The organism is Desulfobacula sp., from assembly GCF_030145145.1.
In the GTDB taxonomy this organism is placed as follows: domain Bacteria; phylum Desulfobacterota; class Desulfobacteria; order Desulfobacterales; family Desulfobacteraceae; genus Desulfobacula.
Window position 1 is genome coordinate 30,905 of sequence record NZ_JAQYWD010000003.1, and the last position, 16,226, is coordinate 47,130.

Consider the following 16,226-nt stretch of genomic DNA (forward strand, 5'->3'; position numbering starts at 1 on the left):
TACGCCTTCTGTTAAAACGGATTTCAGCCAGAGATGCCATAGAAAAAATACAGGATAAACATGACCACGCCAATGAATAGAAATGTCATACCGGTACCGGCTCTGACATAATCCATGACCTTGTAACCGCCGGGCCTCATGATCAGGGCATTCACCTGGTGGGTGGGAAGAATAAACGTGTTTGATGCCGCAATGGCAACCAGCAATGCAGCCATTCTGGGGTCTGCATGGCATTGGACAGCCAAATTCATGGCCAGGGGAATCATGAGCACGGTTGCACCAACATTGGAGATCATCAGGGTAAAAAAAGAGGTTAAACAGCCAATGAGCAGAAACAAGACCAGGGGGGTGAGTGCCCCCTGCAGGAGATTGGCAATGGCGGTGGATAAATAATGGGCCGCCCCGGTTTTTTCAAAGGCCAGACCCAGGGGGATCAGACCGGCCAGCAGAAAAACCGTCATCCAGTCAACCCCTTGATAGGCCTCATCAATGGTTAAAACTCGGGTGAGAATCATACCGATGGCCCCGGTGAGCAGGGCGATGGACAATTGGACGTTCAGCCCCAGTGCCAGAAAAAGGGCCAGGGCAAGGCAGCCAATAGCAAACCCTGCTTTTTCAGGGTGCATGAGTTCCCCCTGGATATGCTCTGTAAAGGCCAGATTTTTTTTGTGCTGGAGTAAATGAAATTTTTCCAACTCCCCAAACAGGAGAAAGGCATCCCCGGGTTGAATTTTGGTTGCCGAGATATTTTCAAGCAGCACCTTGTTCTTTTGGAAAAGCGCGATGGGATTGACCTGGTATCGTTTTCTGAAATAGATCTGGTGCAAGGTCTTTCCCACCAGTTCGGATCTGGGTGTGACAATGGCTTCGGTGATGCAGGCGTTGTCAGGAGATAACACCTCGCTCATGTGGTTAAGTTCATCACACAGTTCCCAGCCCATGGTCTCGGCCAGATGACGAATATGTTCATTGTTGCTGATAATGCCCACGATATCACCGGGTTCAATAATATCGGATCTTGAGGGAACGGCGACTTTATACCAGCCATCGCCTGCGCCCTGTTTGCAGATGCAGATGACGGTGGAATGGAATTTCGGTCGTATTTCCAATTCATCCAGCCGTTTTGTGATAAAGGTGGCAGGGATATTCAGTTCATAGGCATTATGGATTTCCTGACCATAGGTACATTCAAGGTCGTAGTCGAGGAAGCATTGGTCCTTATCCTCAGGGATAACCTTCGGTAAAACAAACCTTCCAAAGATAATAAAATAAAAAATAGCGGTAATGACAAGGGCAATACCGATGGGGGTGACACTGAAAAGTCCAAAGGCCTCAAAGGGTTTGTCTCCTAAAACGCCAGGATTGTTTGACCACCACGCCGCCATCAGGTCATTTAAAAGGATGAGGGGGCTCGACCCTACCAGGGTAAGGCATCCGCCGATAACGGCACAAAATCCCATGGGGATGAGAATCTTTGAAATGGGCACATTCAGTTGCCGGCAGATCCGGTTGGTTGCCGGTAAAAACAGAGCGGCAGCACCAATATTCTGCATGAAACCGGAAATGAAGGCAACCGTTCCTGAAATCAGGGCCATGATGCGAACCTCACTTTTTCCGGCAAACTTGATGATATGCCGGGCAAAAATATTCATGACACCTGTTTTATCAAGGCCGTCTCCGATAATAATGACGGCAATGATGGAAACAACCGCATTGGAACTTAAGCCGCTGATGGCCTGGGACGGTTCGATGATGCCGGATAATGGCAGCAGCACCATCATTAAAAGCCCCACCATATCAACCCGCACCACTTCAAAAACAAACAGCAGGATCACAAAAATCAAAAACCCGAATACGATTATCATATCCGATGTTATGTCAGGAGATGGAATCATTTTTCCTCGCAATACGATTTGTATGGAGAGTGTATTCAACATTACCCGAATAGTCAAGAATCTTGCTGCTGAAAAAGCAGCATCCTTTTTCAAATATTTTTAATGTTTGAAAAAGGAATTCGTGTTAGTATGACGATTAAATACCAACCTTTTTCCCAAGGATGTATATATGAAAAAATTAGGTGAACTCCTTATGGGCAGTGATCCCTTTGAAGAAATCTTAATGGGGAACGAGGCGGTTGTCAGGGCAATGATAGAAACCGGGACAAAAGTGGTCGCCTCCTATCCTGGTTCGCCGACCCCTGAGATCGCAACGGCTATTCTAAGCATTCCCGAAGATCGCCGACCCTTTTATTTTGAATTTTCAGTCAATGAAAAAGTGGCCACGGAAGTGGCTTTTGGCGCCGCATTAAATGGCAATCTTTCCTGCGTTTTTTTTAAAAGCGTTGGCCTGAATGTTGCCCTTGATACCTTTGTCCAGTTGTCACTGATGAATATCATCGGCGGGATGGTTGTGGTTCTGGGAGATGACCCGGGTGCCAATTCCTCCCAGAATGAGCAGGACAATCGAAATGTTTATAAAATGGCCCGGGTAACGGTTTTTGAACCGGCTTCCCCCCGGGAGGCGTATGAATATTATAAATATGCCGCCGCCCTTGCAAAAAAAGAAAAAACCGTTGTGGTCCTGAGGATGACCACCCATGTCTGCCATGCGCGGCAAAAGGTTACCTTTGATACATATGAAGAAAGGATGCCTTACAAAACTGATTTTAATAGGGAAAATGGCCCGTATATCCCCTTGACCACCATGGCCCTGGATATGAAACGGCAATCCATTCAAAAAATGCATCGAGCCGGACATTTTATTAAGGATGTGGGGCTGAATACGGCATTGATTTCAAACAACAGCCGGGGCAAAGGCATCATCACCTCCGGGTTGACCTATTTGTCCGTTCTTGATGGGCTCGAGCAAGCCCTTTACACCCCGGATATCCTGAAGCTGGGGGCTATAAATCCCATTGAGAAGGACATCCTGCTTTCATTCTTAACCGCCCATGACCAGATCCTGATCCTGGAGGAACTGGACGATATCCTTGAAATTCAGATAAAAGCCCTGGCCTATGATGCCGGGCTGAGCATAAAATTGATGGGGAAAACTCAGGATGAGGATTATGTGGGTGAGTACACCCCGGATAAGGTAGCGGGCATATTTGCAAGGATCTGGCCGGATATGATGACTCAAGCGCCAAAAGCCGCTGTCCTGCCAATGGAAGTCCCTACAAGGCCCGCCCAGATGTGTCCTGGCTGTGGTCACAGGAGTGCCTTTTTTGCCATAAAAAAAGCCCTGGGAGAGGAAGATGTTACGGTAGCCGATATTGGTTGTCACACGCTGGGGTACCTGCCACCGTATGACATGGGAGAGATTTTAATGTGCATGGGGGCGTCTCCCGGCATGGCATCCGGGTTATCCTTGTATAATGACAAAAAAAGAGTCGTGGCATTTTTAGGGGACTCGACCTTTTTTCATGCCGGCCTGCCAGGCTTGATCAACACCTTGTTCAACCATCACAATATCACCTTGATTATCATGGAAAACGGTACCACGGCCATGACCGGTCACCAGGATCATGCCGGCAGTGAAATTCCCATTGAAGGCTTTTTAAAGGGGCTTGGCATTGAGAGCATCCGCTCGTGTGATACCTATAGCCAGTCTAAATTAACAGACCTTGTAAAGACATCCCTGAATATAAACGGCATCAGTGTCGTCATTGCCAGACACCCTTGTATGCTCAAGTTCACACGGCACCAGCGGAAAAAATCCGGGTTTGTTCAACAGCATATCACCATTGACTCTGGAACCTGTAGCAAAATCCACGACTGTGTGGAGCGGTTCGGCTGTCCCACATTCATTCGAAACCCGGATGAGAGTGTGGGGATTAATCTGGATCTTTGTATCGGAGACGGATCATGCACACCGTCATGCCCGGAACAGGCCATTGGTTTTGAAAAAGGAGCAAAATGAAATCCTATAATATTCATATCACCGGTGTTGGGGGCCAGGGCATTGGATTGTTAAGCCAGGCCGTGTTGAGGGGGATAGATCATGCCGGGATCAACGTCATTGCCGTGGACACCCACGGACTTGCCCAGCGCGGGGGGGTGGTTGTTTCCATGATTCGATGTGGTGAAAAAATCCATTCCCCAATGATCATGAAACACAGTGCTGACCTGGTTCTGGGATTGGAAATCCATGAAGCCCTGCGGGGACTTGAGGTGGCCTTGAAGACGGGGGGTACCCTGGTCTACCTGGATGTGTCCTGGCAGCCGCTTCCCGTTCGTCTTGGCCTGAACACTGAAATTACAGCCAGAGAGATTCAGACGGCCTGTGAGATTGCGGATGCAACCGAGATAAAAGTGAATACACGTTTCCTGGAAGATTCAAGAATGCAGAACATGGCCCTTTTGGGGTCTCTTGCAAAACAACGGCTTATTCCCGGCGTAACAAAAGAACATTATGATATGGCCCTGGAAGATTTGCTGACAGGGGAAATGTTAAAAAAAAACAGGGCGATTTTTGAGGGGTATGCATCATAAACAATCGGGGTTTTCCGGCTTGGCTTTCTTGATCCCTCGCTGGATGCTTTCAATCAGTGTCTGTTTATCATAAGGCTTCTGGATAAACGCATCCACCTCATATTTCGCCAGGATTGTTTTAGAATTTTCTTCTAACAATCCCGTACAGAGGATGACAGGGATATCGCGCCGGATTTTTTTTATTTTTGACGCCAGCACATCACCGGTCATTTCAGGCATGGTCAGGTCGGTGATCACCATATCGAACCGTTCAGGTTCCTTACTGAAAACTACCAGCGCCTGTTTTCCGGACGTTGTAGCAACGATGTCATATCCCAGATGCGTCAAGACCATCTTGACGCCCATGGCAATGGCCGCCTCATCATCCACAAAAAGGACAGCAGCATTCCCAGGGGGTATGGCCGGGGGGGGGGATTCCTTTGCCCTGATGTCGGGTTCAAAAAAACACGGGACAAGCAGCTTAAACGTCGTGCCCTGGCCCAAATGACTGTCCACCAGGATGGCACCGCCATGATTTTTGATGATGCCGTGGGTAACAAAGAGTCCCAACCCGGTCCCTTCCCCGAGTTTTTTAGTGGTAAAATACGGATCGAAAATTTTCTGGATATTCGCCGGTAGTATCCCCTGTCCTGTATCGCTGATCATAATTTGGGCATACTTTCCAGGGGGGATGCCATTTGTCAATTTGCATTGCTCTGGGTTCAGGTCCGTCATATCCAGCTTTATTGTCAGAACACCGCTTTGGTTGCCCATTGCATGGACCGCATTGGTACAGACATTCATAAGGACCTGGTGCATCTGGACCGGATCTGCAAAGACGATACAGGGTTGAACGCTCATCTGTTCCCGGATATTAATTGTCGAAGGCAATGAGGCTCTCATCATGTTAACCACATCCCGGATCACAAGGTCAATCATGACCGGTTCTTTTATCTGTTCGGTCTTCCGGCTGAACATCATAATTTGCTTGACTAAATCTCTGGCTTGATAGGCAGATTGTAAAATCTGGCCCAGGCTGTGTTTCATATATTTTATGTCAGGAAACTTCTGCATCTCCAGCAATTGTGTATAGGCAATAATGCTGGTAAGGATATTGTTAAAGTCGTGGGCAATTCCGCTGGACAGGGTGCCCAGGGCTTCCATTTTCTGGGCTTGCCTGAGGTGTTTTTCCAGGGTTATTTCTTTTTGTTCACAGGCTTTTCGCTCTGCTATTTCCCGCTGGAGTTGCCGGTTGGCAGTTTCAAGCTTTTTCGTACGGTCTTTTACCCGGGCTTCAAGCGCTTTTTTTGCCATTTCCAAGGCATTTTCAGCCTTTTTTTGCTCGCTATTGTCAATGACAATGGTTCGATATTGTTCCGGATCTCCCTGTTCATCAAAACGGATCGTGCTTTCCAGATGCACATCAAAGGGTAGGCCCTTCTTTTTCTGCATGCGCAGGTCACAAGTTTGTCGTGTTTTTAAGTCGGACAGATTTCGCATATGCTGGTAATAGATATCCTGATCTTGGAAAATAATATAGTCAGACAATGGCTGGTTTATCAGATGCTTCCTTTCCATTGACAGCATTTCTGCAAAGGTTAGATTGGATTTGAGGATCATACCTTTTAAACTGAGGGTGACGTATCCTTGTGGCGCAAAATCATAGAGTTCGGCATAAAGGATCTGGGATTCCATCAGCTCCTGTTGGGAACGCTGCAGTTCCTCGTTCTGCAGTTCCAGTTCAATCTGAAGGGTCTGGAGCTCATGAATTAATGTCAGTGGATTTTCAAAAACAGCTGGTGCGACTGCGACATTCTTTTTTATCATCAATTCTTCAGCCTGCCTGCGTAATTGATTGAACTTTTCCTGGGCAGTTTGATTTTTTTTCATAGCAATACCTTTTTTATGAGGAAAGGCATAGAGCCTGTTTTAAAGGATCATTCATTTTTTGTGGCCTGGAAAGGCTGTCAATTCCTCCTTTCAATGGTGACGATACCATTGATGGCATCTTTTTCATCTCTAAGTGCTGCCGCCATCAGCCAGATGGTTATCGTTTTGCCGTCTTTGGTTTTACGCTGGGTTTCAAGGCTTTGGAAGAGGTTGCCGGTGAAGGCATTTTCCATAAACGCCAGGGATTCCTGATGGTTTTCCCTGGGCATCATATCAAGGATGTTCATTTTCAAGGCCTCCTGTTCAGTATACCCATATAATTTTTGAGCGCCCTTATTCCAGAAGGTAATGGTTCCGTCATTATCCTGAATGATGACAGCGTCCTTTGAATCCATGATAACTGCCAGGCGTTGGGTGGTCAAACGGAATTGTTTGAATTCAGTGATGTCTTCAAAGGTAATCACAACCCCATCAATAACATTGTGCATGGTGCGGTAGGGCATCATCCGGGTTCGAAAAAATGTGTTGTTTCTGCTTGCCACTTCCAATTCCTGGGTTATCAGATCTTTTAGTACCTGCTGTGCATGTTCAAAGATATTAAAGTCCTTGAATTCAGTGGCAAAATGCTTGATGGGCCGGCCAATGTCTGCACTGCTTAACGGAATCAACCGGGTTATCCGGTTGGTAAACCGTCTGACATTCAGGTCGATATCAAGAAAGATCGTGCCGATTTCAGTGGAGTCCAGCAGGTTTTTCATGTCATCATTGGCATCTGACAACTCATCAATTCTGCTTTGAAGTTCCGCATTTACGGTGGCGGATTCTTCGTTAAGAGACTGAAGTTCTTCTTTTGAGGTCTCCAGCTCCTCATTGGTGGATTGCAGTTCTTCGTTAGTTGATTGCAGTTCCTCATTAGTGGATTTGAGCGCTTCGTTGGCGGTCTCCAGCTCTTCGATAGTGGTCTGTAAATTTTCTTTGGTAAATTGCAGTTCCTGTTTCAGCTGAGTCACGTTTTCGGTTTGTTTCGATTTTTTGGGTATGATCTGGTTTTTCACGGGTGTTGTGTCATTAAAAATGATCATGAGCATGCCGCTGACAGCGCCATACGCCAGGACCGGTTTCACCGTTAAATTGACTTTTATCCCCCCGCCATTGTCCTGGATATCTATTCCATTATAGCTGAATTCCTGTTTAAGGGCGGAGACCTTACGGATGGCAGCAGATAGAACCGGTTTAAGGCCGGGTCTTGCCATTTCTAAAATATTGATGCTGGTCTTGCCGATGGACGGCTCCAGGTATTTGCCGGTGCGGCCATGGGTATACACGATATTTGATTTTTCATCGATGATGGCACAGGGAGGCGTGCCACTTTGCTTGAGAATGGTTTCCACCAGCATAAAACTATTGATATTTTCAGCTTTTCTGACAGTTTCAATGGTTTGTGCCGCTGCTGTGTGTTCATGGGGTGGTAGAACCGGAAAATCCAATATGGGTCTGGTGATTGACAAGGTGGACTGGCGTTTGAATAATCGCCATTTTTTATCCTGGATTTTAAACAGAGTTGTATTCTGACCAATGGATTCTGATGACCCTAAAAATAAGATCCCATGGGGTTTCAGGCTGTAATGAAACACGGGCAGTAATTTTTTTTGTAGTTCCGGTCCCAGATAGATCAGAAGATTCCGGCAGCTGAGGACATCCAGTTTAGTAAACGGCGGGTCCTTAATCAAATTCTGGGGCGCAAATACCAGCATTTCCCGGATGGTTTTCTTTACTCTGAAATGGTTTTCTTCTCTGGTGAAAAACCGTTTCAACCGTTCAGGATTAACATCTGCTGAAATACTCAATGGGTAGAGACCGGACCTGGCAATATTGATGGCCTCTTCATCAATATCTGTGGCAAAGATCTGAACATCAACCTGCCGATACTGTTTTTCCATGCATTCCTGTAAAAGAATCGCAATGGAATACGCCTCTTCGCCTGTGCTGCATCCGGCCACCCAGATTCTGACCATATCATCTTCTGATGTATCCGCAATTAGATGGAATAAAAAGTTATTTTTGAGGATATCAAACGCTTCCGGATCTCTGAAAAAACTGGTCACGCCGATGAGAAGATCCTTAAACAGGACATATACCTCACGCTTACGCGTCTGGAGATAGGTGACATAATCCTGAACATTATCAATCTGATGCACATGCATTCGTCTTTCAATCCGCCGGATAATGGTGGTTTTTTTGTAAAGGGAGAAGTCATGCTTTGTGTGGGCCCGAAGAAGGATGAAAATTTTTGGCAGGGCCTTTTGAAATTGATCCTTATTATTACAGATCCTACCCGTTGGTTCAACAAGGGCATGCCGGGTATATTTAATCAGCTGTTCCGGCATCTTGTCCACGGGCATCACATAATCCACCAGCCCGGTGGCAATGGCACTGCGGGGCATACCGGCATATTTGGCAGACTCCTCGTCCTGCACCATGACCAGGCCCAGTTGACCCTTGATCTGTTTTAATCCCAGGCTGCCGTCGCTGCCGGTTCCCGAGAGGATGATACAGATAGCGTTGGCACCCTGGTCCTGGGCCAGAGATTTGAAAAAATTGTCAATGGGAAGATTGAATCCCCGGGGTTGGGGCAGGTCCATGAGGTGCAGAACCCCGTTTAAAATGGCCACATCCTTGTTGGGGGGAATGGCATATACGCTGTTGGGCTTCATTTTTAAACCATCTGTTATCACCGTGACGGTCATCTCCGTCTTTTTTTGAATCAGCTCCGGCAGGATACTGACATGGGTGGGGTCCAGATGCGATATCAGGATAAAGGCCATGCCGCTGTTGGAAGGCATGGATGTGAAAAATGATTCAAACGCCTCCAGACCGCCGGCAGAAGCGCCAATTCCAACGATGGGGAATTTTGTTTTGATCCTGGCCGACTGGGGGACGTCCTTTTTTGTCATTGAAAATCTCCCTGATTTTAAAAGTAGCAGATGCCTTATTGCCGTTTTATTCCCCATTTTTTAAACATGAGAACACGTTAATTTTTAAGCGGCACCATATTCCTCAAGATAGGTTTCAATTTTTGTCAGTATAGCATCATCAAGGATGACCTTGCCCTTGATTTTTTTATTGTAAAGGTAGGCTTTGATGTCGGTGATGGTGACAATGGCGTGGATGGGAATATCAAGGATCTGTTCAAGTTCCTTTAATGCATTTTTGTCTGTTTTCCCACGTTCCTGGCGGTTTACACTGATGATAATACCGCAGACCTTTGGGGTGTTACAGGCCGTTAACACGTCAAGGGATTCCCGGATGGCTTTGCCCGAGGTAATCACATCATCTACTAAAATCAGCCGGGTATCGGATGTCAGGGGCATACCCACCACAAGGCTTTTATCTGCATAGGTTTTGGCTTCTTTTCGATTAAACACATACCCTTTATCCATGCCCATGCCGGCCAGGGCCTGGGCTGCGGAAATACATAAGGGGATTCCCTTGTAAGCCGGGCCATAGATGCCGTCGAAGGTGTCGGCATAGTGCTCACGGATGGCTTTGGCATAAAACATGCCCAGAGTCTTTATTTTAGAACCGGTGTCGAACATGCCGGTATTGATAAAATAGGGGGCAATCCTGCCGCTTTTCAATTCAAAGTCACCAAACTTTAAGGCATCACAGTCTATTAAAAAATCAATAAATTCTTCTTTATAACTCATTTACAACCATCCTTTAGCCATCATTATGATTTGCATCGCCAGGAAAAATACTCGGTAAGATCCACGGCTTTGCCTGATTTTAACAGGGCCCGGGTATTAAAGTCCCGCATCTGTCGAAGGGCGTCTGTGTTAAAGACCGGTCCGTCCCTGCAGACCACCTGCTTGCCGCAGACACAGGCCCCGCAAACCCCGAACCCACATCTCATATACCGTTCCAGCGACACCTGGCAGGGGATATGGTGGTGTTCGCAGAGGGTGAAAACATGGTACATCATGATTTCAGGTCCGCAGGTATAGACACAGTCAAAGTGCTTGCCCGATGCAATTTCCTTTTCAAGGAGGTCGGTTACAAGGCCTTTGTGGCCGAAACTGCCGTCATCCGTACAAAATTGCCGCTGGATGTTAAACCGTTCCGGGTACAGGAGAAACGCTTTGGATTTTGCCCCATGAATAATGGTTGTGTTTTTATTGAGGGTTTCCACCAAAGTGGCCAGGGGCGCCATACCAAATCCGCCGGCAACAACTGCGACGGTTTCGTCCGGTTTAATGTCAAACCCCTTTCCAAAAGGCCCCCGGATACCCACCAGATCCCCTTTGTCCAGGGTAACGGCCTTTTGGGAAAAGATTCCCTTGGCTTCAATGGTGATGGCAAATCTCTTGTCTGAATGATAGGAAAGGGTATAGGGTTTTTCATCAATGCCCGGAATCCAGACCATGATAAACTGACCGGGCGCAAACGGCAGGGCATATTGAAAAAACAGGGTGGCAAATTCCCGGCTTTCCATTTTTTTTTCTTCAACCCTGAGCATGATATGCTTCTGATCGGTCATGGGTATCGTCATTTTTTTTCCTTATGGGCTGCCCCTTTAATCTCTTTTAAACTTAACTGATGGGTTGACAGCCAGTCGTCCATCTCATCTGCAACCTGTTGAAACACGTCTATTCCCCTGTACCGGACCGCGCTGCCGATTCCCACCAGGCTTGCCCCGGCCATAATGATTTCTATGGCATCTTCTCCCGTGGTAATGCCACCAAGCCCGATGATGGGGATGTTGACCGCTTTGTAAATATCAAACACACACCGGACGGCAATGGGTTTTATCATGGGACCGGACAGTCCGCCTTTTTTAAAGGCCAGCACCGGCATTCGGGACTCAATATCAATGACCATACCAGGACCCGCTGTGTTGATGGCGCAGATGACGTCGGCACCGGCACCTTCACAGGCTTTGGCAATGTCTGCGATATCCGGGGCCTGGGGGGTCAGTTTGACAATGAGCGGGACATTAATGACGCTTTTAACGGCAGAGACAACATCATGGGAGGACTGCCGATTGATCCCGAATATCATGCCGTGCTGTTCAGAATTGGGACAGGAAATATTGATTTCGATAAAATCCGGTTTTTTTGAGCATACAAATTCGGCCACCATCTGGTATTCCCTGACAGACCCGCCATAGACGCTGGCAATTAACGGAAAGTCTCTTTGCTCAAGATTTTTCCATTCATTTTCCATGTTTAAATATCCTGGAGACGGCAGGCCCACAGCATTGATCATCCCGTGACCCAGATCCAGCACCGTGGGGTTTTTATGACCATCTCTGGGGGCTGGACCGATGGATTTCATGGTCACAAGGCCGCAGCCGTTTTCATACACCCTTTCAAGAATATCCTTGCTGTTTCCAAGAATTCCGGAAGCCAGCACCGTGGGATTTTTCAATGTTTTTCCAAGAAACTGGAGGGTCATCATGTCTGTCCATTCTATAAAAATTTATCTTTACTGGCAATTCTTACCATATTATGGCAATTTGAAACAATGAAGATTTAAAATTATTTACTCAACTTTCGGAGTTGGCCATTTTTACATGGGGTCAGGCTTTCTTTATGGCACTTTTTACCCGTCTGGTTATGAAATAGTGATAAAAAGCACAATAAAAAAAGCCTGACCCCGTCGATTAAACTAAAGTCCAAAAGTTGAGTTATTTAATATGGCTTTTCCCGAAAAGGAAGACAATACCATACGAACCCCTTACCGTCAGATCCCACAGATCTGATATGTATTACAGGAGCTTCCTGATGAATATAGAAAAGACAACCCTGCTTTATTTCAGTCCCACGTCAACCACCCGGATCATTCTCGAAGAAATTGCACGGGGAATGGGCAAAGAAGCATTGGCTGTCATTGATATTACAAAACCGGAAATGCGAACCCAGCCGGCACCCGAGTTTGGAAATGATCTGGTCCTCATGGGGGCCCCTGTCTATGGGGGGCGACTGCCGAAAGATGCTGCCGAGTATTTTAAAACCGTTCGGGCATCCGGTTCTTTGGCAGTCCTGGTCGTGTTATACGGCAACCGGGAGTTTGAAGACGCCCTCTTGGAATTAAAAGACATTGCCGTGGCGGATGGGTTTTCCCCATTGGCTGCCGGCGCGTTTATTGGAGAGCATTCTTTTTCCAACAATGAATTTTTGATCGCCGCCAACAGGCCGGATGAAGATGACCTTGAAAAAGCCTTTTCGTTTGGAAAACAGATTGCCCGGTTACTGGACCATGTTCAAACACTCACAGATTTTTCTTGTGTTGATGTCCCGGGTAATTTTCCCTACAAAGACGGCATGTCCATGGGCCCTTTTTCGTTCATTGAGATCACGGATGACTGTGACAATTGTGGCATCTGTGTCACTGCATGCCCTGAAAATGCCATTGATGAAACCCGCACCTATTCAACCCTTGAGGACCTGTGTATCTATTGCTGTGCCTGTATTAAAGCCTGTCCCCAGCAGGCCAGAATCCTGAAAGACGGTCCCATCAAGGATAAAGCAAAATGGCTTTTTGAAACGTGTGCCCGGCGCAAAGAACCCCAGATCTTTCTGGCAGAAAACTAAAGAATGGAGCAAAGCAAAACGGAAGAGACCGATCTGAAAAAGTATCCTCACTCGGTGAAAGCTGATCTCTTTTCCCGGTCAACAGGTGTCACCCCCGGCAATGGATCTCGAATGCCGGATTGAACTTGAACACGGGCAATATCCGGCTTGCTCACTTTCCCTGCATCATTGATGACACGCAATTGAAATTGATAGACACCTGCTTTTAATCCATCGATCCGGAGAGTTGACGTCCTTGTTTCAAAGGGTTTGTTATACTCAAGTATCAACGGGTTACTCCAACAGGGTCCATTCATATTTGACGACACGGCCGGGTGCGACATCGCTGGAGCGTTTGCCGTTCAGAAAAAAACTCTGGCCGGGTTGGACTGTCTTGGGAGCATCCATTACAGCAGTGGGCAATATGGTATCCCTTACAATGACTTCAACCACATCAGGTAAACTGACATTCCCTGAATCATCTTCCACGACCAATTGAAATGAATGTCGCCCGGGTGACAACGTTGGTTTCTCCGGGTTTTGGGTAACCTCAATGGTTGCGACTTCTGTTGTTATTATTTCTCCAGGTTTAAAATCTGCCATGTTTATGTCTCCCGTTAATCAAATAAAGACCACCGATACCGCACGACACTCCGTCCTTGGAACGCCATGGAATCTGATCCATCCAGGTTAAAACTTTTACCATATTCTGTGTTTATATCCATACCGGCATCCGCCACCGGGGCCAATATCGGATTTGTCTGGGCGTCCAACCGCCAGAGTTTTGCACCAATTGTCAAGGGGTTATCCATAGTATTAAACAATCGGATGATGCTTTTGTCATGTAATTCATAGTAAAAATCAATGCCGTTTCCTTTGTTGGAAATCATGCCGCCGGGCAATCTGTTTTGCAGCTGCACCAACAAAGCATCTGAACCCAGGCCGTGGGGAATATTGACGTCACTGGCTGCTTCCAGCGATAGCCAGCCGGAATCAAAATCAGGGGTAATTGCCGAAACAACAGGATCGCCATCGTAACGCCATCGGCCCTCAATATCTTCAAAGAACCGACCACTGTGGGCCGCATGAATTGGCGGTATATACCATTCTCCTTTTTGAATAATATCATAACCGCCTTCTCTTGGTCGGATTTGGGCCACGGCAATTTCATGGGGTATTTCTGTCTCGGTGTCATCATACAAAACAAATTGATACCCATTTTCAATCCTCATGGGTTGTCCGTTATTTTCTTGTGTAACGGTTGGGACATATTTAACGGAAAGAAACAACGCATCATCTGCCAATGAGATGGGTATGGTTGTGGCCGCTGGATGAATGACAGGCCTTGAAAATTGATCAAACGCCAACCCTTTTCCAACCCGGATGGTTTTATGGTCACCGGCACTGACACGAAACCCCCAACTCACGCCAGTTTTACCTAAAACAGTGCGCAAATAGTGTTGGTTTTGCAATAGATTTTCCTGCAAAAATTCCAGGTCTTCTTGCCGTACTCGCTGGCCATCATAAAAAAGTAGTTTTGCCTGTTCGTTCATTGTGTTATCCATTGTTCAGTAAGCCATTTCCTGCTGGTAACGGGCGATAACATTTTGAAATGTGATGCTGCCCGACGCGTGGGCGGTAATTTGTAAGTCCAGTCCGACACTATTGTTTTCCGGTGCGACAACAGGTCCCTTACTCACACCGGTTTCAGCATCAAGATAGGAAAATGTGAGTGTATTCATCTCTTCCGGGAGATCAGCGTCCACTGTTGTTCCCGCGATGGTTAAAGAGACCACCCGGGCATTTTCTCCTACTGCGGGTTTCCTGTATTGCCGGAATGAAATTGCCAGATTACCGCTGTTGTAAGGAAATTTCTTATACCCGGCACTATTTCGATTAAACAAAACCGCTTTTTCCGTTGAATCGCTATCAAGAACCACGGATAGTCGGCCCTTTTTTGATTTGATCACAAACCAGAGATTTTTACCTGCCACAACCGACAGGGGTTTTGAAAACATCACATCCACCCAGCCGGCGTCATCATTGGCAGCAAAGGTGACACTTTCTTCAACAATCGGTATATTATCCGGTTGTCCTTGTTTGTCGGTTTGTATCTCAATTAGGATGGCACTTTTTTCCTTATTGGCTGAAACAAATAATCCAAGCCCGTACAGCTCCGTTGTTTCGGTTATGGAAAGACATTGTGCGATATTTAGATCTGAACACACACTGGCGGATATCTTATCCGGCACATCCAGGGTGTTTCTTGGAAATGACCGCCAGTCAGGAAATTCAGGGATCACATCAAGACTGATACGGTGTATTTGCCAGCTATTTGGAGTGCTAGCCGGAAATTTGAGGGGTAGATGTTGTACCCCCTGCCGATCAAAGCTGATGGATTGGCGATGGGAATCCCCCCATTTCGCTTTTCCTTCCCGGTCGTAAACAAGCTGAAAATCACCCAGCGCAATTTTCCCGGGGGCATCCATTGTTATCATTAACGGGAAGTTTTCAACATCTTCTGCCCCTGCTGCCCTGATCTCGTCAAGATACGCATTGAGTTCGTCGGAAAATTCCGGAAGGGGTGTCTCTTCCTTTAATTCACCGGCATAGGTATGGAAAGGGGGCCTGTTACCAACGGCTACGCGCGTATTTAACGGCAGTGTACTGCTGATAATAAACAGTTTGTCCAGCACCTCATCGGTTCTATCCATTTCTTCGCCGGGTGGATTTATTACCGGGTTTTCAAACTGTATAAACAATTTAGCGGTTTCTACCGCTGTAAAACTGACGTTATCGACACCCGGGTCGGCTAAGGTTAGTTTTTCGTTATAAGGGAAAAGGGGCTTGCTCCCAAATTCAATGCCCATCCAGGGCAGCACCATGACAATGGGTGGCAGTTTTCCGTCTACCTCTGCCACCGCAAGAGCTTTAACCTTTCGGATGCCGCCAAAATCCAGTATAAACGCTTTTGATGATTCGCCTGCTGACGTAACAACGGCCTCACCTCCGGCAGCCGGGGTTTCATATTCTATGGCACTTGCAGAGACTGATGTACCTGAAAAATGTCTCAAATTACCGTCGTGGGCAGAGCCGATCAAAGAACCGTTAACAATACGAACCCTTGCATTTCTGGGGATGTGGTGTTCAATTAACTGGGTGGTATTCCCTGACTGAGCATCCAAATTATAATTAATATAATTTTCCCACCCCCAATGTGTCTGCCAGCTTACGGCGCTGTATTCGGTCGCTGTAACGGAGATGTCTAAATCGTGACGGGTATCTACCACGGTCT

General features: G+C 46.9%; 13 protein-coding genes. 3 read left to right on the forward strand and 10 right to left on the reverse strand.

Annotated elements, in window-relative coordinates:
* Positions 1-23: 23 nt before the first annotated feature.
* Positions 24-1,895, reverse strand: a complete 1,872-nt coding sequence (locus Q1Q15_RS01925) for an SLC13 family permease (RefSeq protein WP_300455880.1) — start codon at positions 1,893-1,895, stop codon at positions 24-26.
* A gap of 169 nt (positions 1,896-2,064) precedes the next feature.
* On the opposite strand from Q1Q15_RS01925, the gene Q1Q15_RS01930 reads away from it, so the two are divergent.
* Together Q1Q15_RS01930 and Q1Q15_RS01935 are read left to right on the forward strand one after the other, a co-directional pair.
* Positions 2,065-3,918, forward strand: coding sequence for a thiamine pyrophosphate-dependent enzyme (locus Q1Q15_RS01930; RefSeq protein ID WP_300455883.1), 1,854 nt, complete (start codon positions 2,065-2,067; stop codon positions 3,916-3,918).
* Positions 3,915-4,490, forward strand: a complete 576-nt coding sequence (locus Q1Q15_RS01935; protein WP_300455886.1) for a 2-oxoacid:acceptor oxidoreductase family protein — start codon at positions 3,915-3,917, stop codon at positions 4,488-4,490. The genes Q1Q15_RS01930 and Q1Q15_RS01935 overlap by 4 nt, the downstream gene beginning before the upstream one ends.
* Here Q1Q15_RS01935 and Q1Q15_RS01940 read toward each other — a convergent pair.
* From Q1Q15_RS01940 to Q1Q15_RS01960, 5 genes are all read right to left on the reverse strand, one after another.
* Complete coding sequence (locus Q1Q15_RS01940) at positions 4,485-6,359, reverse strand: PAS domain-containing sensor histidine kinase (protein ID WP_300455889.1); 1,875 nt, start codon at positions 6,357-6,359, stop codon at positions 4,485-4,487. The genes Q1Q15_RS01935 and Q1Q15_RS01940 overlap by 6 nt on opposite strands.
* 77 nt (positions 6,360-6,436) lie before the next feature.
* On the reverse strand, positions 6,437-9,313 hold the full coding sequence (locus Q1Q15_RS01945) for a CheR family methyltransferase (RefSeq protein ID WP_300455892.1): 2,877 nt from the start codon (positions 9,311-9,313) through the stop codon (positions 6,437-6,439).
* Positions 9,314-9,397: 84 nt separating this feature from the next.
* A complete protein-coding gene (pyrE, locus tag Q1Q15_RS01950; RefSeq protein WP_300455895.1) occupies positions 9,398-10,066 on the reverse strand; it encodes an orotate phosphoribosyltransferase in 669 nt (222 codons plus the stop codon).
* A 23-nt stretch (positions 10,067-10,089) separates the two neighbouring features.
* Complete coding sequence (locus Q1Q15_RS01955; RefSeq protein WP_300455898.1) at positions 10,090-10,908, reverse strand: dihydroorotate dehydrogenase electron transfer subunit; 819 nt, start codon at positions 10,906-10,908, stop codon at positions 10,090-10,092.
* A complete protein-coding gene (locus tag Q1Q15_RS01960; RefSeq protein WP_300455901.1) occupies positions 10,905-11,816 on the reverse strand; it encodes a dihydroorotate dehydrogenase in 912 nt (303 codons plus the stop codon). The genes Q1Q15_RS01955 and Q1Q15_RS01960 overlap by 4 nt, the downstream gene beginning before the upstream one ends.
* Positions 11,817-12,142: 326 nt before the next feature.
* On the opposite strand from Q1Q15_RS01960, the gene Q1Q15_RS01965 reads away from it, so the two are divergent.
* Positions 12,143-12,952 (forward strand): 4Fe-4S binding protein, encoded by an 810-nt coding sequence (locus tag Q1Q15_RS01965; protein WP_300455904.1) that lies wholly within the window; start codon positions 12,143-12,145, stop codon positions 12,950-12,952.
* Positions 12,953-12,999: 47 nt separating this feature from the next.
* Here Q1Q15_RS01965 and Q1Q15_RS01970 read toward each other — a convergent pair whose 3' ends face one another.
* From Q1Q15_RS01970 to Q1Q15_RS01985, 4 genes are read right to left on the reverse strand one after another with little or no spacing between them, the layout of a single operon-like run.
* Positions 13,000-13,221 (reverse strand): hypothetical protein, encoded by a 222-nt coding sequence (locus Q1Q15_RS01970; protein ID WP_300455907.1) that lies wholly within the window; start codon positions 13,219-13,221, stop codon positions 13,000-13,002.
* A 4-nt stretch (positions 13,222-13,225) separates the two neighbouring features.
* Complete coding sequence (locus Q1Q15_RS01975; protein ID WP_300455909.1) at positions 13,226-13,534, reverse strand: hypothetical protein; 309 nt, start codon at positions 13,532-13,534, stop codon at positions 13,226-13,228.
* Between the two features lie 14 nt (positions 13,535-13,548).
* Positions 13,549-14,496, reverse strand: a complete 948-nt coding sequence (locus tag Q1Q15_RS01980) for a hypothetical protein (RefSeq protein WP_300455912.1) — start codon at positions 14,494-14,496, stop codon at positions 13,549-13,551.
* Between the two features lie 3 nt (positions 14,497-14,499).
* Positions 14,500-16,221, reverse strand: coding sequence for a hypothetical protein (locus Q1Q15_RS01985; protein ID WP_300455915.1), 1,722 nt, complete (start codon positions 16,219-16,221; stop codon positions 14,500-14,502).
* Between the last annotated feature and the right edge of the window lie 5 nt (positions 16,222-16,226).

Excerpts from the sequence above, each read along its gene's own strand:
- Q1Q15_RS01930 (WP_300455883.1), top strand. The coding sequence starts at position 2,065 with ATGAAAAAATTAGGTGAACTCCTTATGGGCAGTGATCCCTTTGAAGAA.
- Q1Q15_RS01960 (WP_300455901.1), bottom strand. The coding sequence starts at position 11,816 with ATGATGACCCTCCAGTTTCTTGGAAAAACATTGAAAAATCCCACGGTG.
- Q1Q15_RS01935 (WP_300455886.1), top strand. The coding sequence starts at position 3,915 with ATGAAATCCTATAATATTCATATCACCGGTGTTGGGGGCCAGGGCATT.
- Q1Q15_RS01925 (WP_300455880.1), bottom strand. The coding sequence starts at position 1,895 with ATGATTCCATCTCCTGACATAACATCGGATATGATAATCGTATTCGGG.
- Q1Q15_RS01965 (WP_300455904.1), top strand. The coding sequence starts at position 12,143 with ATGAATATAGAAAAGACAACCCTGCTTTATTTCAGTCCCACGTCAACC.
- Q1Q15_RS01975 (WP_300455909.1), bottom strand. The coding sequence starts at position 13,534 with ATGGCAGATTTTAAACCTGGAGAAATAATAACAACAGAAGTCGCAACC.
- Q1Q15_RS01940 (WP_300455889.1), bottom strand. The coding sequence starts at position 6,359 with ATGAAAAAAAATCAAACTGCCCAGGAAAAGTTCAATCAATTACGCAGG.
- Q1Q15_RS01945 (WP_300455892.1), bottom strand. The coding sequence starts at position 9,313 with ATGACAAAAAAGGACGTCCCCCAGTCGGCCAGGATCAAAACAAAATTC.
- pyrE (WP_300455895.1), bottom strand. The coding sequence starts at position 10,066 with ATGAGTTATAAAGAAGAATTTATTGATTTTTTAATAGACTGTGATGCC.
- Q1Q15_RS01980 (WP_300455912.1), bottom strand. The coding sequence starts at position 14,496 with ATGGATAACACAATGAACGAACAGGCAAAACTACTTTTTTATGATGGC.
- Q1Q15_RS01955 (WP_300455898.1), bottom strand. The coding sequence starts at position 10,908 with ATGACGATACCCATGACCGATCAGAAGCATATCATGCTCAGGGTTGAA.